The organism is Rossellomorea vietnamensis (genome assembly GCF_008180615.1).
In the GTDB taxonomy this organism is placed as follows: Bacteria; Bacillota; Bacilli; order Bacillales; family Bacillaceae_B; genus Rossellomorea; species Rossellomorea vietnamensis_D.
Genome location: NZ_VTEH01000016.1, coordinates 70,526 through 87,482, shown reverse-complemented (window position 1 = coordinate 87,482; position 16,957 = coordinate 70,526). Strand labels below are relative to the sequence as shown.

At 44.3% G+C, this 16,957-nt stretch carries 23 protein-coding genes; 4 read left to right on the top strand and 19 right to left on the bottom strand.

The features are described 5' to 3' along the window. The first annotated feature begins 64 nt into the window (after nt 1–64). Together FZC79_RS17885 and FZC79_RS17880 are read left to right on the top strand one after the other, a co-directional pair. Entirely contained in the window at nt 65–733 is a 669-nt protein-coding gene (locus FZC79_RS17885; RefSeq protein ID WP_148948116.1) for a CPBP family intramembrane glutamic endopeptidase, read from the top strand. Nucleotides 734–1,425: 692 nt separating this feature from the next. Then, a complete protein-coding gene (locus FZC79_RS17880; protein ID WP_187442861.1) occupies nt 1,426–1,620 on the top strand; it encodes a hypothetical protein in 195 nt (64 codons plus the stop codon). A 54-nt stretch (nt 1,621–1,674) separates the two neighbouring features. On the opposite strand, the gene FZC79_RS17875 is transcribed toward FZC79_RS17880, so the two are convergent. The 12 genes from FZC79_RS17875 to FZC79_RS17820 form a co-directional block, all read right to left on the bottom strand. After that, complete coding sequence (locus FZC79_RS17875) at nt 1,675–2,373, bottom strand: hypothetical protein (protein WP_148948114.1); 699 nt, start codon at nt 2,371–2,373, stop codon at nt 1,675–1,677. A gap of 1 nt (nt 2,374) precedes the next feature. Continuing rightward, nucleotides 2,375–3,121, bottom strand: a complete 747-nt coding sequence (locus FZC79_RS17870) for a hypothetical protein (protein ID WP_148992215.1) — start codon at nt 3,119–3,121, stop codon at nt 2,375–2,377. Then, nucleotides 3,105–4,001, bottom strand: coding sequence for an ABC transporter ATP-binding protein (locus tag FZC79_RS17865; protein WP_148948112.1), 897 nt, complete (start codon nt 3,999–4,001; stop codon nt 3,105–3,107). The genes FZC79_RS17870 and FZC79_RS17865 overlap by 17 nt, the downstream gene beginning before the upstream one ends. Further along, nucleotides 3,998–4,384, bottom strand: coding sequence for a GntR family transcriptional regulator (locus FZC79_RS17860; RefSeq protein WP_148948111.1), 387 nt, complete (start codon nt 4,382–4,384; stop codon nt 3,998–4,000). The genes FZC79_RS17865 and FZC79_RS17860 overlap by 4 nt, the downstream gene beginning before the upstream one ends. A gap of 790 nt (nt 4,385–5,174) precedes the next feature. After that, nucleotides 5,175–5,567: a hypothetical protein gene (locus FZC79_RS17855; RefSeq protein WP_148948110.1), complete on the bottom strand. Its 393-nt coding sequence runs from the start codon at nt 5,565–5,567 to the stop codon at nt 5,175–5,177. Next, nucleotides 5,564–5,869, bottom strand: a complete 306-nt coding sequence (locus FZC79_RS17850; protein ID WP_113929055.1) for an antibiotic biosynthesis monooxygenase family protein — start codon at nt 5,867–5,869, stop codon at nt 5,564–5,566. Before FZC79_RS17850 ends, FZC79_RS17855 begins: the two co-directional genes overlap by 4 nt. A gap of 329 nt (nt 5,870–6,198) precedes the next feature. Beyond that, the gene (locus FZC79_RS23315) at nt 6,199–6,354 is read right to left on the bottom strand and encodes a hypothetical protein (protein ID WP_187442860.1); all 156 of its coding nucleotides are present in this window, start codon (nt 6,352–6,354) and stop codon (nt 6,199–6,201) included. A 217-nt stretch (nt 6,355–6,571) separates the two neighbouring features. Then, nucleotides 6,572–7,027 carry a YndM family protein gene (locus FZC79_RS17845; protein WP_148948109.1) on the bottom strand — a complete coding sequence of 152 codons (456 nt, stop codon included), beginning with the start codon at nt 7,025–7,027 and terminating at the stop codon, nt 6,572–6,574. A gap of 392 nt (nt 7,028–7,419) precedes the next feature. Then, nucleotides 7,420–7,920: an NUDIX hydrolase gene (locus tag FZC79_RS17835; RefSeq protein ID WP_148948107.1), complete on the bottom strand. Its 501-nt coding sequence runs from the start codon at nt 7,918–7,920 to the stop codon at nt 7,420–7,422. Between the two features lie 16 nt (nt 7,921–7,936). Further along, the gene (locus FZC79_RS17830; protein WP_148948106.1) at nt 7,937–8,446 is read right to left on the bottom strand and encodes a GNAT family N-acetyltransferase; all 510 of its coding nucleotides are present in this window, start codon (nt 8,444–8,446) and stop codon (nt 7,937–7,939) included. 13 nt (nt 8,447–8,459) lie between these two features. After that, nucleotides 8,460–8,918, bottom strand: a complete 459-nt coding sequence (locus FZC79_RS17825; RefSeq protein ID WP_148948105.1) for a GNAT family N-acetyltransferase — start codon at nt 8,916–8,918, stop codon at nt 8,460–8,462. A gap of 84 nt (nt 8,919–9,002) precedes the next feature. Further along, nucleotides 9,003–9,542: a GNAT family N-acetyltransferase gene (locus FZC79_RS17820; RefSeq protein ID WP_148948104.1), complete on the bottom strand. Its 540-nt coding sequence runs from the start codon at nt 9,540–9,542 to the stop codon at nt 9,003–9,005. Nucleotides 9,543–9,780: 238 nt separating this feature from the next. Here FZC79_RS17820 and FZC79_RS17815 point away from each other — a divergent pair, with 238 nt between their 5' ends. Together FZC79_RS17815 and FZC79_RS17810 are read left to right on the top strand one after the other, a co-directional pair. Continuing rightward, the gene (locus FZC79_RS17815; RefSeq protein ID WP_148948103.1) at nt 9,781–10,296 is read left to right on the top strand and encodes a sigma-70 family RNA polymerase sigma factor; all 516 of its coding nucleotides are present in this window, start codon (nt 9,781–9,783) and stop codon (nt 10,294–10,296) included. Further along, nucleotides 10,296–11,327 (top strand): DUF4030 domain-containing protein, encoded by a 1,032-nt coding sequence (locus FZC79_RS17810; RefSeq protein WP_148948102.1) that lies wholly within the window; start codon nt 10,296–10,298, stop codon nt 11,325–11,327. Before FZC79_RS17815 ends, FZC79_RS17810 begins: the two co-directional genes overlap by 1 nt. Before the next feature lie 396 nt (nt 11,328–11,723). Here the strand turns inward: FZC79_RS17810 and FZC79_RS17805 are convergent, their stop codons facing one another. From FZC79_RS17805 to FZC79_RS17775, 7 genes are all read right to left on the bottom strand, one after another. After that, nucleotides 11,724–12,299: a phosphoglycerate mutase family protein gene (locus FZC79_RS17805; protein WP_148948101.1), complete on the bottom strand. Its 576-nt coding sequence runs from the start codon at nt 12,297–12,299 to the stop codon at nt 11,724–11,726. Nucleotides 12,300–12,696: 397 nt separating this feature from the next. After that, nucleotides 12,697–13,200: a GNAT family N-acetyltransferase gene (locus FZC79_RS17795; RefSeq protein ID WP_148948100.1), complete on the bottom strand. Its 504-nt coding sequence runs from the start codon at nt 13,198–13,200 to the stop codon at nt 12,697–12,699. Between the two features lie 50 nt (nt 13,201–13,250). After that, nucleotides 13,251–13,379 carry a hypothetical protein gene (locus tag FZC79_RS23900; RefSeq protein WP_286365380.1) on the bottom strand — a complete coding sequence of 43 codons (129 nt, stop codon included), beginning with the start codon at nt 13,377–13,379 and terminating at the stop codon, nt 13,251–13,253. Between the two features lie 25 nt (nt 13,380–13,404). After that, nucleotides 13,405–14,451, bottom strand: a complete 1,047-nt coding sequence (locus FZC79_RS17790; RefSeq protein WP_148948099.1) for a DUF2268 domain-containing protein — start codon at nt 14,449–14,451, stop codon at nt 13,405–13,407. Nucleotides 14,452–14,574: 123 nt separating this feature from the next. Further along, complete coding sequence (locus FZC79_RS17785; protein WP_148948098.1) at nt 14,575–15,414, bottom strand: alpha/beta fold hydrolase; 840 nt, start codon at nt 15,412–15,414, stop codon at nt 14,575–14,577. 380 nt (nt 15,415–15,794) lie between these two features. Then, nucleotides 15,795–16,256: a DinB family protein gene (locus FZC79_RS17780; RefSeq protein ID WP_148948097.1), complete on the bottom strand. Its 462-nt coding sequence runs from the start codon at nt 16,254–16,256 to the stop codon at nt 15,795–15,797. A 65-nt stretch (nt 16,257–16,321) separates the two neighbouring features. After that, nucleotides 16,322–16,939, bottom strand: coding sequence for an NUDIX hydrolase (locus FZC79_RS17775; protein WP_148948096.1), 618 nt, complete (start codon nt 16,937–16,939; stop codon nt 16,322–16,324). Nucleotides 16,940–16,957: the final 18 nt, after the last annotated feature.

Genomic DNA, 16,957 nt, shown 5'->3' with positions numbered 1-16,957 from the left:
CTAACATCTCCTAAATTTATGGTAAACTTAAATTGTATTATTTTACCACTAAGGAGGATACCTTATGTCTTTGCCACTACAGACAAGTGCCGTAATGAAACAGGATTCGTCTTTGAAGCCATTGACCTTGGTCTTTTACCTCGTCACCCTTGCCGCTGGAGGCTACTTCATCAGCCAGATTTCTTTGCCTAGTAACCTTTTCAATGGAGCTCAAGGATCCATTTGGTTCGCCTGTTTCATGGCCGTTACGTTATCTATTAAACCAGTTCGGCAGCTCATTGCTCCCTTGGTTAACTTCAGGGCGATGAAAGAGCCCGAGAGCTATCTTCTTATACTGCTTACTTTTTTGACCCCCTATCTGCTTTTGAAATTTTGTATCCACTATGAGGTAGTGCTGGACAGAACGATTATTGATTACCTCAACAATCCGAGGGTTGAAGCCTTCAGTTTAGGGTCAACCCTTTATACCACCTTACTGACACCTGTATGGGAGGAGATTCTGTTCAGGGGAGTTTTGCTGACGATTTTGTTAAAAAAGCTGAAACCAATTTGGGCCATCTGCATCACAGCCATCTTATTTGCCTTCATTCATTTTTCAGCTACTTGGCTTTTCATTTTAATCGGAGGATTTCTTTTAACTTATACGGTCTATAAAACAAAATCACTAATACCTGCTATCGCCGCCCATGCTCTGTGGAATTTGTATATGACACAGCTTATTCTTTATTTTTAGTGAGAATGTTTTTGGTTTAGTGCCTTATTTAGGTGTGTGCTGCAGGATGGTGGATATGAGTGGGCCCGTTTCTCCTTAGATATGTACCTACTCTTACCGGGTGGGTACATGAGTGAACCGGTTTCTCCTTAGATATGTACCTACTCTTCCGCGGTGGATACATGAGTGGGCTGGTTTCTCCTTAGATATGTACCTACTCTTCCTGGGTGGATACACGAGTGGGCCCGTTTCTCCTTAGATATGTATCTACTCTTACCGGGTGGATACATGAGTGGGCTGGTTTCTCCTTAGATATGTATCCACTCTTCGGCGGTGGATACATATGTCGACCGTTTTTACCTTAGTTATGTATCTACTCTTACCGGGTGGATACATGAGTGGCCCGGTTTCTCCTTAGATATGTACCTACTCTTCCTGGGTGGATACATGAGTGGGCCCGTTTCTCCTTAGATATGTATCTAGTCTTACCGGGTGGATACATGAGTGGGCCCGTTTCTCCTTAGATATGTATCTACTCTTCCGGGGTGGACACCTAAACCGGCCGGGTAAGCTCCAAGCCCACTCGATTCTCACGCAGCAATGCAGCCTTCCAGTATCAATCAAACGTTTGACTAATACTCAGAGCCCCTGACCTGTCCGCATCCCCATATAATGTTAAAATGACCCCAAGATTACTTTCAGGAGTGATAGATTTGAACACCAAGAAGAAAATCAGCATAGCGTTAATCGGAAGCTTTATTATCTTTTCATATGGCGTGTACCGCCTGGGCTTTGAGGAACGGACGGATGAGTTTATGGCACTGCCGCTGATTTTTGCGGTTACCGGGCTTGTCGGCCTTATTGCTAATCTGGCTAAATTAAAGGATTCTATGGATGAGAATGAATAAAAACCCGCCCAAAAGGCGAGCTTTATTCGTTATGGTTAATAGAGTTTTCTGTCCTTAACTCCCAACAAACTCCACGTCCCCATTCACCTTAACATCCGATGGAACCCGCAAATACAGGATTTCCATCCCATATAAGGAACCCCGGTTATTTTCAAACATACTATAGCCGTCCGTAAATTGATGGAACGGATAAGGGAAAGCTGTCTTGGCAACCTTTACCTCTACCGGAAAAGGAGGAATGATTTGCAGGGTACCATCCACTATCCTTAGCTCAGGAGAAGGCAATTTCGAGGTGACGTCCACATTATCGAGGAATTCTTTTCCCGTATAATGAGCAGCATGAATGGTTCCTTCATCACTTTCCGTTTTTTCAACAAGTATATTAATGTAATAGTTGCCATTTTCATATGGGACCATTAACTCTTTTCCCTCATAGTCCATTTCCCATTCTTTATGCAGAACGGCTCCCTTCGCTTCATCTATTTTGCCTTTCCATGCCAAATCATGAAACTGTCTATTATTCATTTCCTCTGCCTTCAATTCTTCCTCCGATAAAGGGTCAATTCCACTAGAATTGTTCGGGACCAGATAGGATAGTACAGCTCCGATAAAAAGGATTGCAATATAACTGCCAAACACCCAATTACCTCTTCTGCCCTTAAGAAATATCTTCGAAGCAGGTTTAGCCAAAAAGAAAACCAAGACAAGGATGCCGGCGATAAATAAGATGGAAATAATGGAGGCCCATAACATCCTACTTCACCTCCAATTTCATTGAAGATAGTATCGCAGCAAACCAACTGAGTCCGGAGACGAGCAGAACTTTCAGCATAAATAAAATAATTGAATCTTCCATTCCGAAGAAGCTAAAAACATTTGGCACCAGGGAGGGGTTCCCGGTAAGCCGGGCGTCATAGAATATTCCCCCTATAACCACAACGGGCAAAATCATGATAAATATTTTGCTGATCTGAACCAGGCTGCCTGCCAGATACCCAAAGGATGCCAGTAAAAAAATGTAAAGTGTGATACCGATCATCCCAAAAACAGCTCCTTTGAAGGTCAATGGCTGGCCAGTCATGCTGACATTATCCTGAAAAAGATAGATAATCAGGATCACGACCCGGTTGGCCAGCAGTATGGTAATGCCGGATATAAAACTCGCTGCCAGCAAAAATAGGATATTAGAGAAATGGCTGGTCATTTTGTCGGTCACGAAAGAATAATCATCATAACGGTATCCTCGTGTAGTCATTAAGATGGCCGAGATGAATGCCCAAATCATCACGAAGCCAAATAGGATATTGCCGCTATAGTACGATAAAGTATGGTTGAAATAGTTCGATCCTCCTCCGCCCGATCCATCACCGTTTAAGGAAAGAAGAATACCGATTAGTTGCAGCACGATCAGCGAGGTGAACATCCCGCGAAATGACTTCAGCTTAAAACGAAACTGTTTTTTCACAACATCCCACATACTAACCTCAGTTAAATACATCATCGATTCCCCCTTTTGTCCTGTTGGTAAGGAATGTACAAATTTCATCTGCTGTGACTGGCGAAAATTCAAGACCTGCATGTCTCGCTGTTTCAAATTCACTGGCGGAGAAATTGTTACGGACCACCGCAAAGGTCCCGGCCATGCTCTGGCTCGTTTCATGGATGATTTCTTTGTTCTGCAGCCATTCCCGCATAGCAGATTCTTTTCCTTTGACGCCAATTGCATATTCCCTTAGCTCTTCGACCGGCATATGCAGAAATTTTTCGCCATCTTTTATTAATAAAATGTCTTCAAGGATATCCTCCATTTCGTTTAAAAGATGACTCGACAGAATGATCGTCCTTGGATGAGCAAGATAATCCTTGAGAAGGGCCCGGTAAAAATCCTTCCGGACACCGGCATCCATCCCAGTCGTCGGCTCATCGAAAATGGTGAGGGATGTTCGGGCGGAGAGTCCAAGAATCATATTAAACGTACTTCTCATTCCCTTTGAAAGACCATTATGGTACTGATAGGGCTGGAAGGAAAAATAATCAAACAACCGGCCTGCCAGTTCCCTGTCCCAATTGGGATAGAAATCTTCTGCTGTCTCCAGGATTTCCTCCAGGTTCATGGTCGGGGGAAGATTCATTTCGTCATCAACGAAAATCATGTTTGCCGACACTTTAAGGTTATTAAACGGTGTTTCTTCAAACACAAGGACTTCTCCTGAAGATTGCCTGATATAGCCTGCGATCAGTTTCAGCAGCGTGGTTTTTCCTGCCCCGTTGCGCCCGATCAGACCGGTGATTTTTTGTTCTCCCAAAATAAAAGAGACATTCTTTAAAGCCTTTTTCCGTCCGTACTGCTTCTCGAGTCCCCGGCACTCTACTACATTCATTTTCCTTCCCCCTTCAATTTGCTCTTGGCGGTCCTGATCATATCGACCAGTTCGTCTTCACCGACATGCAGGTGCTCAGCCTCTTTGACCAATTCCTCCACCAATCTTGCCAATGTTTGGTTTTTCCGTTTCGAAAGAATGATGCTTTTCGCCTCTGTCGATACAAACATGCCAAGCCCCCGCTTCTTATATAGGATTCCATCATCCGCGAGCAGGTTCAGGCCCTTGGCCGCCGTCGCCGGATTAATGTTAAGCATTTCTGCCAATTGATACTGAGAGTGAACTTTCGCATCCACGCCAAGGGTTCCGCCAAGTATTTCCGTCTCCAGCCACTCGGCAATCTGGATGTAGATTGGTTTGATGCTATCCGAATTCAGGATCAAACGAGCACCTCCTCTTCCTCACGTTCCTTAGTGCATTACTGATGTAATGTACTATATGTCATTTCACAGGATTTGGCAAGGGTTATTTTGGTAAAAGTTTGTTATTTTTGACTGAAGTGCAGGTTGTGGGGGGCTGCGGGCGGAGTTGGGGAGCGTGGCAGCGGGGTTTATCGGCGGAAAGTGAGTATTTATCGGCGGGTCCAGCGATTTTATCAGCGGTAACTTGCTTTTTATCGGCGGAACATGGACTTTTATCGGCGAAACGACTTTATCAGGCACCCCCACTTTCAAAGATAAAAGTTACCCCTTTTCAGCTGGAGCCCCGCTCGTATGGGAGTGCAGGGACGAGCTAGCATGCGGGATCATTTCAGTTTATCGGCGGCTTTGTCGGATTTATCGGCGGAAAATAAGTATTTATCGGCGGTTCTAACGTTTTTATCAGCGAAAACTCAGTATTTATCGACGCTACATGAACTTTTATCGGCGAAACGCCTTTATCCGGCAGCACCATTTTTCGCAGGAGCCCCGCTCGTATGGGGCTGCAGGGACGAACTAGCATGCGGGGTCACTTCCGTTTTTCGGCGGGATTGGTAAATTTATCGGCGGAAAATAAGCCGTTATCGGCGGTTCTTACGTTTTTATCAGCGAAAACTCAGTATTTATCGACGCTACATGAACTTTTATCAGCGAAACCGAAACGGTACTAACCCGCCGGCCCGCCGCAGTTTAAGCACAACAAAAAACACTAAATCCAAAAAGGGATTCAGTGTCTGTACAAAATTATGTATTTTTACAAACTGGGACGGTCCACTTCTTCTGTTCCATCACTTTCTTCCAGTGCATAGATGGCCTGGTGCAGGTGGTCGGTGAACTTGTCGCCATTCTCCACTTCGGGGTGGGCTTCAAGTGCGGTGATGATGCTGCGGAAGTTATCGATGAGGTGGCCCGTGGACATCCCGCGGCTGACCAGGACGCTGTTGAGCCAGAGTGCATAGTCCGTAAATACTTTAGCTGAACCGAGTCCGGCCGAGGTTTCCAAGTACTGAAAATGATACACATTATCTTCATAGCACTTTTGGCGGCCCCGCTCACCAAATTTTTCATCGAGTTCAGGGTACTTCACATATATTTCTTTCACTGAGTGGTTAATGACCTCTTCATATTTTTTACCGATATCAATCATACTGCCACCACTTTGAATTTGTGGATGGAGGGAATGATGGAGGCGAGCTCCTGGTCCGGGTATTTTTTTTCGAGGTCATGAATCCGCTTGTAGTCCTCACTTTGAATCCAGGTCATGAACTGCTCCTTGGAGTCCCACTCCATGTGGACAGTGATTTCGCCTGGTTTCTTTTCATTCTGCAGCAGGAGGAAGCGCTGAAAGCCGTCCGCTTCATCTACTAAACGGGACCGAGAATGATAGATTGATATCACTTCATCCGCTTTTTCATCCGGCACAACAAATGTTGAATGTACGATATACATGTATGCCTCATCCCTTTCACTCTCTCTCTGATTCTAGCTTTACTTTACCATAGAGAGTCAGTGCCGGGAAATATGTACCTCCATTTCTGTCCGGCTTCGTGCAGCCGCGGGTAGCTTGGCTTTCTCCAGGAGCGGCGTCCAGTTGCAGGCACTCTTCCGGCGGAGCGAATCGGTCTTGATCAGATTCTTTCGTCTCTTCTTTCTCTCATCCATACTCTCACCCATTTCATCGCTTTACTGCTTCACCGTACAAAAAGGGACAGTCCCTGCTCGCAGTTTCCTTTTAAAAAGGACGACCCTTGGAAAGAATCGTCCTTCTTACAGTTGGCTTATTCCTCGATTTCGTCCTGATAGTTCTCATTCAAGTAGGAATTTTCGTTAGTGGCAAAGTTAGTCGATTGCAGGCTTTCCTGTTTATCAAGCCCGAATAGCTCATCGCGGTTTTGCGGTACCTCTGTGCTGCTGACCGGGTTTCTTTCCTTCATGACTTTTCACCCTTTCTGTTCTTTAGTGCGGCCTAAGCCATTTTACAACGTGCACTCTATCTGACAGTCGGATTGCTTCTAAAATCTCAAGCTCTGCACTCTTTTTTAAAAAAAGTGCTGCTGCTTTGAAAGATATGTTCCCAGTATTTTGTTTTTTCAAACGCCGTTTTACAGTTTCCATTATTTGTTATGAAGTGTTTTTCAGTGAGTGCTCGGCTCACTTATCTCCTTCATCATTTCGGACATCCGGCCTGGCTGGTGTCAGTTCTTCAGAAGTCTCTGTCTGAAATTGAAGATTTTCTTGAACCTGTTCAACAGTCTCTCCGCGTTTCCCCGGGACAGTGCGGTACAAATACTTGTGGTAAAAAAACTCAAAAACTGCTACCCCTGCAGCGGCAATCAGGGACGGAAGCAGTACATTTTCAACCGGTGTTACGTTGGCCAGCATTGCCCAAATCACTACAAACGCGAGACCAAAGTCTGCAAGTGAAGCGGTCGTATTATTCGACCTCGGCAGCAAGAATAAATCTCCCGCTGCATAGCCAATGGCACCAAGTACTACTGATATTAAAAATACCTCGCCAAGAGTAACACCGTATATTCCACCTAGAATGATTGCAAGAAGGGCAAAACAGGCCGTAAATTTTACTAGAAAAGCTTTTAAATGTCTCATGTGGTCCACTCCTTTTTCCTTTATTTTGTCTAAAGGGCAGAAAGGCTATTCACTGAGTAGGGGCAACCGTCCATGCTTTTTCAAAGCATTGAAATATACTGGTAAAAAAGAATGGAGCGAGGCGCATGAGAGTGTTTTTCTACCCGCCCTATTTCCCGCCATATATCCCTCCTCATATCTATAAGTACTACTTTTTACAGAAGTTCCTGGATATCGATAAAATCAAACAAAAATACCCCTATTACCAACTTCCTGCCGGGCCATATATAGTCGGCGAATACTTACCTTCAGGGAGCACTACTCCAACAGGTCCAACGACTCCTGCTTATGTCAGGCGGGTGGGCTGAAGGGGAATAGAAAAAGCAAGCTCAGGCTTTCCTGAGCTTGCTTTTTCATTCTGACTTAGAGTCTCTAATTACCCAATTTTCAAAGCGATGTGTTTCCAAGTATAATTCTCTGTTCCGCAGCCATTCCAAAGCTTTTAAGACTAACGGCGAGGAATTGTCAGGCGTCGCCTCTTCCATTGAGATCCATTCCGCTCCTGATGAATCCTGCCCGTCAAACTGCTCGGGCTCTGCCAATTCTCCTCCGGTCCTCTCCACTAAATAGAAAACCGCAATATGATGAATATGGGTAAAATCCTTCCATTCGATAGGGAAAATAAAATCCTGCACGCCTACCTGCTCCTTAATTTCAGCCGTAAAACCTGTCTCTTCAGTAAACTCGCGCTTCATCGCTTCAGCCAGCCCTTCCGACTCTTCAAGGCTTCCACCTGGAAGATCAAACCGATAGATATAGGGACCTCTGCTTTTATTGATGACCAATAACTTATTATCTTCAGAACAAATGCCATAAACACCAAATGCCCGATGGGTCTTCTTTAACAATTCCATCTAGCTTCCCACCCCTTTAAATCTTCCGGCTGAACCTCAAGGAAATATAGTTTTCTGCTTCTTCATTCCCATGTCCGGGCTCCTCATGCTTAAAAGTGAAGCCTTTTGCTTCATAGAAAGGGATTCCTTTCGTGTTTCCCTGCTGTACGGAAACCCATTGTTCCTCAGCATGGAATTCTTCCTTCTGCTGACTCGTTATAGCTTCTAACAGCTGAGAGCCAATGCCTTCACCCCGCCTGACGGGATCCATATACAGAACATAAATCTCTCCTGTCGTGTCACCGGTCATTCCGCCGCCGCCAGCACCCACTACAGTCCCATTATCTACTGCCACGAAGTAGCCGCCCCAATTTCTGCTTGAACCACTGACTTCCTCCAGAATCCTCTCAGGGGTGTAATATTGTTTGATCACCCGCTCAATGTATTCTTCACTATAGATATCCTTATAAGTTGCGCGGTTCGCATCTGAAATGACCTTTACGATTCCCTCCACATGCTCCGGCTCTGCTTTTAAAATATGTATCATTCTCTTTTCCCCTTTATATAAGCTTCAATTTCATCCCTTCATGCGTTGCTTCAAATCCTATTTTTTCATAGAAGCGGAGTGCTTCTGGGCGCTGCTTGTCTGTGGTCAGCTGAATCAGGTGGCAGTCTCGGTCTTTTGCCCTTTGAATTGCCCACTCCATCATTTCCGTCCCTGCTCCCAGACCGCGGACCCCCGATGAAGTTCTTACTCCTTCAATCGTTGCCCGCCAGCTCCCCTGGTGAGTCAGATATGGTGTAAAAGTAATTTGCAGGACACCAATGACTTCCCCCTCAAGGCACGCCACGATCAATTCATTATTGGGATCCTTGTCAATTGCTTTGAATGCTTGTATGTAACTGTCCGGAAGCGGATGTTCATAACGCTCCCTCTTGCTGCCGAGAATGTCATCAGACAGCATTTTCACGATCGTATCCACGTCACGTTCCCCGGCTTCTCTAAATGTAAGATTCATCGAAATCTCCCCTCTCCTACTATTCTAACTGTTACCGGAAAGAGAGGTAATGACCGAATTCTAATGACCAGGCATTAGAATCTGTTATGCTTGGAACTCCGACTTCAGGATACTCAACCTGAGCCTGTCCACATACCCATCACTCCTAAGGCGGTCCTCCCTAAGGATGCCTTCCTCCACAAAGCCCATTCTCCTGTAGGACTTTATGGCCTTTTCATTATCGACTTCCACACGCAGCCAGATTTTGTTGAGCCCCAGCCTGGTGAAACCATACTCTAGCATGGCTCTCATCGCAGCCAGTCCATATCCTTTTCCCCAATAGTTTTTATCACCGATCGCAATTCCCAGTTCTCCATGCTTATTGAGCTTATCGATGTTTTTTAAATCAATCCACCCAATATGAACCCCGTCCCCGGTCTCAATCGCCATTTGTTCATAGCCGTTGCTGCGGCTGATGCACATATCGATCCACTGCCGGGTTTCCTCCCTGGTAAACGGCGGATACTTGTTGGGCATGTTCAAATGACGGATGACATCCACGTCAAGACACCACTGGTAGCGGTCCTCCGCGTCTTCTTTTGTTAATTCTCTAAGGTTTATTTTAGGTAAGGTATTCGTGTTCATATTTGCTGCTCCTTTTTCTCTGTAATTACTATGCTAAAAAGACCGATCCTGACTCCAAATTTTGAAAAATAACCATAACGATAGAATCCGCCCAAAAGACACTTCTCCATGTAAAATAAGAGATAAAACTACTATTCGAGCTTTTAACCCGTTTTGCCTTTTTTACTTAAAAAAATTCTTTGAAACGTTTTACATAGAATCGATGTCTAACGGTTGTAAAGAAAGGGGGAGCCCTGAAATGCCGCAGCTTTCAAAAGTCAAAAAGGCCAAAAGAGGCAATGATAAAGCGTTCCAGGAACTTGTAGAAGAAGAAAAGAACAAGCTCTACCGAATGGCTTATCTCTATGTAAAAAACGAAAATGATGCCATCGATATTGTTCATGAAACGATTTATAAAGCTTATATCTCGATAAAAAAATTAAAGGAACCTGATTATTTCACCACCTGGTTAACCAAGATCCTCATCAATACCGCACTAGATTACATCAAGAAAAATAAAAACATCATCCCGTTTGAGGAAATTGAACGTTATGAAACCAATGAAAAGGTGCCTATCGCAGAAAGCCTTGATTTGGTAGATGCCTTGGACCGCCTGGAGGAAAAATATAAAACGGTCATCATCCTTCGCTATTATAAAGGCCTGCAGATCAAAGAAATTGCGCACATGCTGGATTGTCCTGAAGGGACCGTGAAAACCAACCTGCATAGAGCAATCAATAAACTGAGGGTTGACCTTAGAGAGGAGTGTTTGTGATGAGTGACTCTTTCAAAAAGGAAGTAAATCAAATTAAGATTCCCGAGAAAAAGCTCGATGCCGCTATCAGTTCGGCCATCCACCGAGGACGCAGGAAAAGGTGGAGCACCGCAAAAAAAGCTGGACTTACCACCGGAGCGGCAGCTGTTCTCTTCTGCCTATTTATCGCTTCAGCCTTTGTTTCACCAACAATGGCCGAGTTCGCTTCAAAGCTTCCGTTTTTGAACCAGGTTTTCGAATCCAAGCCGATTCATGAAGTGGTCAGCGAAAAGCTGAGTGAGGAGTATGACGTGGACGGAATCGGTATGAGTTACTCGCCTAAGAAAGAATTTTACGTGACTGTTATCGGTTCCCAAGAATACTACGAAAGTGTAAAGGACGACATTAAAGAACAGGTCGAAGAGATCCTTGCTTCTAGAGGGTATGATGCCTTCAAGGTAAAGATTTCAATGCCATTAAACAGAGGACATGAAATCGATACTGAAAGCGATTCAGAGTTTGCCAGGAAGTCTGACAGGCTCATGCAAGCTATGGGAGAAAAACTGAAGGAATATGAGGATACTATTCTATCTTCCTACACATCCTTTAAAGGAAAAAGGCTGACGGCGGAGATTGAGATCTCAAAGACTGAAACTCGAACAGCAGAAATTGAACAAATCATCCAAGAAATCGCCAATGAACAGCAGCTCGGCGAAGTTCCCGTCAACTTCCATAAGATCGACATAAAAAAACGGGAACAGGAAGGCAGATGGCAGCCCATCATCTCAACTATCAGCGAAGGCATGATGGCGAGAAAAGAATACAAAGTGAAGGGAATTGGATACTCCAACCACCCATCACCAATGACAGTCTTCGTCACTCTCCAAGTACCCGCTTCTGACAGCGATGCAAAAGAGCTGGCTGAAAGAACCGAGGAAACGGTTAATGAGTTCATTCAATCAGAGGATGCGAAGGAAGCTGTTAAGGATGACCCTTATAAAATTGTTATTTACAGTAAGGATAGGGAAATATTATTGGAAACGAATTATTGAGTAATGGAATGAAGCTAAAAAGACTCGTCAGCTGACGAGTCTTTTTCCTTCTCTAAGATTCGGGGCGGTTTTGACCGATCTTCCACTTAAACCCAAACCCCTGTTTCTTGAACAAAGAGGTGTCTTCTTACTTTATCTCTTTAGATATATTGTCAACTGTACTTTTACCAAGTTGCATGAGACAAGACACAAGAGACACCAATAAACCGGCAAATGAAACAAGAAGTCCAAATCCTGCGGCACCACCACTAGATGTTAGAATCAGCGCTATTCCAAATAAGGATACAGAAATGCCTAAAAGGGATAACCTCAAATTTTAAAACCTCCATTTTTTTAAGTAAATAAGATTCCTTTTTCAATTAACCTTTATTGAGCAAACGTCTCCTTTAGCTGAAACTAACAAGTTTGTTTAATCCATCCAGCATCCTTCAGGAAATCTTTTCTGGTCAGTTTTTCTCCCCTCATGATTTGCCTGTACGAATTAATTGTTCCATCGTGCGAAACCACATAAATATGTTCAACACCTTGGCTTTTGCACCACTTAAGGAAAGTTTCTGCTAATAGATTAAATTCTTGTTCAGGCATTGTATTTATTCCAGAAGTCCAAAGCTCTTCTGAAAGTCCTTCTTGGATAGTAAAGCGTGGAAATTGCTCTCTTATCAATTTCGGATTTAGCATCCTATCGCAAGGAAGGGTTTTCCACTCTGGATTTTGTGGAAACATTCTTGGCGATACTAGAGGGCTTACAATTCTTCTGCAATTTATGTCTTTAGTTAAAATACTTGCTGTCTCTAAAGTTCTTCTGACAGGACTTATAACTACTATATCTCTTTCATTCAAATTGATTTGAGATTGAAGCGATTGGGCTTGAAATACCCCCTCTTTAGTTAAGGCAGGGTCTTGAATTTGTAAACTGTCTGGTGAATTCAAGGTGTGTTCACCTTGTCCGTGTCTTATAAAAATTAATTCCACAAGTACCTCCTCCTTCAAGTCTCATTCCGGTGTTACCCTGCTCAATTGTTGAACTTTCAGGAACTGCAATGTTCAGTAATCTTTTTCTCCTTTTAACCGTTTCACTTCTTTTTCTAAATTATCTAATCGTCTGCGAATACTCACGATAATTGGAAGATATGCAACAGCAACAATGATTAACCAACCCATATTCTCCCCCCTTTTAGTGTTCGGGCTTGCTTTCTTTCAACAGAACGTTCGCAAAATGGCATAACTAGGCTGAGGAACTGGTTATAGAACTGGTATTAGCTTTAAAGGCCTTTATAAGAAACTGACCCATGCCAATCCATAGGTCAGTTGCGAACAATAAAGCATGCGAAAACGAAAGCCTTTAAGTATGATTGGCGGCCTTCCTGTTTCAAGTTGTTGAGAAAACATTCACATCTTTTCCACCAAGCACAATCTCTTTTTCCACAAGCATGCCGATTTTCTGCGCAACTTGCGCAGAAGCTGTATTGTCAGGCTGAATCAGTGAGATGAAGCGCTGAATTCCAAGGGTGCTGCGGCCGTGTTCGAGAAGAGCCGCTGCGGCTTCTGTGGCATAGCCATTTCCCCAGTACTTCCTGGCGATCCAGTAGCCGATTTCAAGCTCGTTCTCTCCTTCAATCTTCTGCGGAACCAGCCCGGCTTGACCAATTGGCACTCCGTCTTCTTTCCGTACTAAAACCTGTAAGCCCAGACTCTCTCCTGCTTCATATGTACGATAAATCCAGGCGAGAAATTCCTTGCTCCCCTGGTCGTCCCTTGTACTTCCGTTCCCGATGAACCTCATCATTTCAGGGTCAGACAATAACGTGACCAGAAAATCGAAATCCTTATCTGTATAGGGACGGAATATCAGCCTTTCTGATTGAATCGACATTAAAGAACCCCCCTCTCAATTTCTTTAATCAAACGGTTGTTTAAGAACGGTTACTTGTTCTTGATATCATCCAATCGAGAGATGATTTCCTTATTCTGCTCAATGAGCGTATCATTCTGTTTTACCATTTTCGTAAAGTCATATAGGAATATGATTAGGATAATTATGATAAAGATCATGCTGCCACCTCCAACTCCTGAAACACTAATCTGTAATGCTCTGCAGATCCTTATATTTCTCCGCAAAATCACTGCCTGCAATGATGTCTCCCGGCGGCAGCTGTGTCCATTCCTCGATGGACATATCTTGATGATTCTTTAAGTAACTCTGTGTGATTTCAAGACCGAGCTTGAAGTTGGTCCATAACGGGATACCTCTTTTGGCAAATCCGTTAAATTCCGTATACAGCCCATCCGTAAATTCATTTTCACTCTCTTTTAACTCTTCGAACACTTTATCTTTCATCCTGTCTGATAAAGGTTCCGTCCACGCTGGGGATAAGCCGGGATAGACCATTGAGGCGAAGGCATCTCCCTTACCATCCACCACAAATGTTTGTAAAAGATTCTCACTGAAGTGAGTTCCGTACTCCATTTGCGTTGCATAGTAATACGTCTGAGCCACGGTGTATTTAAGAATATCTTCATTGAAGGAAGGATCAATTTGAAGCAGGATCAGGTTTTCACTTAGGGCTCCGCCTGTGACCCCCTCCATCTTTTCCACCACAAAAACATTCGTCGGATCTGCCGGCATTACAATGATTGTTTTATCTGTTCCTGACAAAAGTTCCGTTGCAGCCCCTGCCGCTTCCTTAACCAATTCATTGATTTTTTCTTGCTGCTCCTTCATTTCGGCAGCGGATGCCTGCAGCTTTTCTATGTTAGTGTTGGGTGATAAAAACGTATAATAATCCGTGTAAAGATTGGCATCTACTTCTGAAAGTTTTTGTTGGAGCGGTATAACGACCTTATCCGTGTAGACCTCTTTTTTCACTAGGGAAGAATCCTCCAAGACAGTCTCCGTGTACTCGAGAACTTCATCATAAAGAGAAAGAATACGGAAGGTCTGGCCATTTTCCGAGAACTCGACGGGAGCTGCTTTCTGAGCACCCATATCGGCGCTCTTCATCTTGGCTGCTTCCGTCGACTGCTGGGAACCGTCCTCTTTCTTTGCGCCATTTGCCTCTTCCGCAGAGCAGCCTGCCAGCAAATAAATCATAGAAAATATCAATATAAGTGCGAATCGCTTCATTCTTGTTCCCCCCTCTGTTTCTAATGTGTAGACGAGGCAGGATGTCTTTAAGTTTCAGTAAAACTATTGATTTGAGGGAAGTGCATTCGCTTATTTTCAGCGTCCAGCAGTGAACGACGATCTTTATTTTTCTGTCGGCCACCGTTTTTTCACTTCTTCTATCACAACTTCCGGCTTATCCCAATGAAGAAGGTGGCTGGCTCCGGAAACCGAGATTACCTCAGCGCCTGTTTTGTCCTGAAATCGCTCTGCCTTTAATTTGCGGTCCTCTTCCATCATTTCCGGAAGAGTTGCCCTTAGGAGGAGGATACCCGGCGGCATGCTGTCAAAAATGTCTTCCACATCATCTTTGTGCATCGCTCTGATGATATTCGCTCCAGTCGTTCCCCGCGCATGCCAGTAATAGCGGTTGTCCTTTTTCAATGAAAGGTCCTCGGCTGCCAGCTCCTTGTGGGGTGTCCACGTCTGTGTTTCACTCTTAACAAGGTCCCGGAATTCCTCCCAATTGGCCCACGTCTGTTCGAAATCTTCTCTATAATAGTCCATTTCTTCTTGGGCTGATTTGCCCGAATGCCTCTTACTCTGGTAGCCTCCGTCTATGAGAATCGATCCTTTGACTCTATGGCTGTAGTTTCTCAGGTAAAAAAGATGGACGAAGCTTCCCCAGGAATGGGATAGAAAATAGAATTGCTCGATATTAAGCAGATTGATAATATCATTGATCCACTCAGCCATCCTCGGCATCTCGTAATCTTCCCGATAGGCAAAAGGCGGTGTCTTGCCGTGACCGGGTGCATCCACGGAAATGATCCGGTATCCATCCTTCAGTTCCTCGGCTGCATCTATGAAACTGAGACTCGTGCTTCCAAGGCCATGCAGGCAGAAAATAACCGAATCGTTCTCGCTGCCCCATTCTGTAATATGTATGGGCATCGTGCCGTTTTCAATAAAGTAACGCTTCACGTTTGTGTTCTCCTTTCGTTTCGGGTGGTGACAGTCACGCCCCGAGATATGTCGATTGATCTTTGTGCGGCACACTTTAGAAACAGGCGAAATTAAGAGTCATGTTCTTGATTGAGGAACTAGCGGGAAAAATAAGGGGAGTTTTTCCCCTTATTTGCAGATTTCAACTCATTTTGTTAGTGAATAGAGGGAGTTTTTCCCCTTATTCAAAAAAAAGAACCTCTTACTAGTATTTTTAGTCAAATAAGGGGACATTTTCCCTCTATTTATGCTGTTTTTCCCTGCTACTTATCTAATAAGGGGAATTATTCCCTCTATTTATTTACTCCAAGGCCAAATGTCTATCTGCCCTCTTACCGGTACAACTTCCCTTTAAGAGACTAATAGTCCCTGAAGATCAAGTCGCTCGATACCGGTTTGCGGCCGAGTTCCCGGGACCATATCGATAGCTGGCCGATATGATGAATCTCATGTGCAATCAGATGCTTGATGATTTTTTCATAGGTGAAGTTAATCTCGCTGCCATCTCTGCGCTTCTTGGTCAGTGTCTTCATGGCAAGTTCATCGTCCCAAGATTGAAGGAACTGCTCTGTTATTGGCTTGGTCGATTCTGTAAACTCAATAGCTTCCTCCAGTGAGGTTACCCCTTCTTTGATAATGACCGGTGTTCCCTGCATCGAGTTAACCCAAATCTGTTCACCATTTGCAACGTGAAAGAGTGTAGCGAGAATGCTGCCCATTCCGCCGGTCCGCTCTTTCGCCAGCTCCTCTTGCGGCAGTTCTCTGCACCACTCAAACCAGTCCTGCCTTACCTGCCAATTGTATCGAAACATATCCAACATCGTTTTCTTCTCCTTTGTATTCGGAGCGTGACAGTCACGCCCCGGTTTTTGTCGAACACCCTTTATTAGTCGCACACCGTTTCCTTTTCCGGATTTCTCAGGAATTCAAATAGAAGGCGGATCTGGGATTCTGTGTTGCGCCCTTGTGATAATTCAGGCAGGTGATTTTCTTCAAAAAATCCGACATCACTCGTTTCGAGGCCGCTTACCGGGTTGCCCCCGATGATGTCGCATTGAATGAAAATTTTATAATAGTGGAAAGGCTGAGGCGGATGAGGGTGCTTATGGTAATCCAGCAGAGCAAGCAGTTTCTTATATGTAACCTCGTAACCCGACTCCTCCTTGATTTCCTTGATGACATTTTCTGCGGGAGACAATCCTACATCGCAAAACCCTCCCGGCAAGGACCACTTGTTATTAATTTTTTCTTTAACGAGAAGGATTTTATTATCCTCAAACACCGCTCCCCTTACATCTGCCTTGGGAGTCTGATAGCCCTTTTCATGTAAAAACAAGTCTTTGATCTTTTCTTTTTCAACATTTGTATACTCTGACATAATTTCTATACTGAGGCTCCTCAATTCTTCATACCGCTCCAGATCATAGGCATTTTTCGAGAATGCCAAGCCGGCCTGCGACAGCGATTGAATTCTCTGAGCCCATTCCAGCCACTTTGGATTCAAAATTACGTCCCCCTTCCA

Excerpts from the sequence above, each read along its gene's own strand:
- FZC79_RS17855 (WP_148948110.1), bottom strand. The coding sequence starts at position 5,567 with ATGATTGATATCGGTAAAAAATATGAAGAGGTCATTAACCACTCAGTG.
- FZC79_RS17790 (WP_148948099.1), bottom strand. The coding sequence starts at position 14,451 with ATGAAGCGATTCGCACTTATATTGATATTTTCTATGATTTATTTGCTG.
- FZC79_RS17820 (WP_148948104.1), bottom strand. The coding sequence starts at position 9,542 with ATGAACACGAATACCTTACCTAAAATAAACCTTAGAGAATTAACAAAA.
- FZC79_RS17815 (WP_148948103.1), top strand. The coding sequence starts at position 9,781 with ATGCCGCAGCTTTCAAAAGTCAAAAAGGCCAAAAGAGGCAATGATAAA.
- FZC79_RS17780 (WP_148948097.1), bottom strand. The coding sequence starts at position 16,256 with ATGTTGGATATGTTTCGATACAATTGGCAGGTAAGGCAGGACTGGTTT.
- FZC79_RS17825 (WP_148948105.1), bottom strand. The coding sequence starts at position 8,918 with ATGAATCTTACATTTAGAGAAGCCGGGGAACGTGACGTGGATACGATC.
- FZC79_RS17870 (WP_148992215.1), bottom strand. The coding sequence starts at position 3,121 with ATGATGTATTTAACTGAGGTTAGTATGTGGGATGTTGTGAAAAAACAG.
- FZC79_RS17850 (WP_113929055.1), bottom strand. The coding sequence starts at position 5,869 with ATGTATATCGTACATTCAACATTTGTTGTGCCGGATGAAAAAGCGGAT.
- FZC79_RS17875 (WP_148948114.1), bottom strand. The coding sequence starts at position 2,373 with ATGTTATGGGCCTCCATTATTTCCATCTTATTTATCGCCGGCATCCTT.
- FZC79_RS17885 (WP_148948116.1), top strand. The coding sequence starts at position 65 with ATGTCTTTGCCACTACAGACAAGTGCCGTAATGAAACAGGATTCGTCT.
- FZC79_RS17810 (WP_148948102.1), top strand. The coding sequence starts at position 10,296 with ATGAGTGACTCTTTCAAAAAGGAAGTAAATCAAATTAAGATTCCCGAG.
- FZC79_RS17830 (WP_148948106.1), bottom strand. The coding sequence starts at position 8,446 with ATGATACATATTTTAAAAGCAGAGCCGGAGCATGTGGAGGGAATCGTA.
- FZC79_RS17845 (WP_148948109.1), bottom strand. The coding sequence starts at position 7,027 with ATGAGACATTTAAAAGCTTTTCTAGTAAAATTTACGGCCTGTTTTGCC.
- FZC79_RS17835 (WP_148948107.1), bottom strand. The coding sequence starts at position 7,920 with ATGGAATTGTTAAAGAAGACCCATCGGGCATTTGGTGTTTATGGCATT.
- FZC79_RS23315 (WP_187442860.1), bottom strand. The coding sequence starts at position 6,354 with ATGAAGGAAAGAAACCCGGTCAGCAGCACAGAGGTACCGCAAAACCGC.
- FZC79_RS17795 (WP_148948100.1), bottom strand. The coding sequence starts at position 13,200 with ATGTCGATTCAATCAGAAAGGCTGATATTCCGTCCCTATACAGATAAG.
- FZC79_RS17865 (WP_148948112.1), bottom strand. The coding sequence starts at position 4,001 with ATGAATGTAGTAGAGTGCCGGGGACTCGAGAAGCAGTACGGACGGAAA.
- FZC79_RS23900 (WP_286365380.1), bottom strand. The coding sequence starts at position 13,379 with ATGATCTTTATCATAATTATCCTAATCATATTCCTATATGACTTTACG.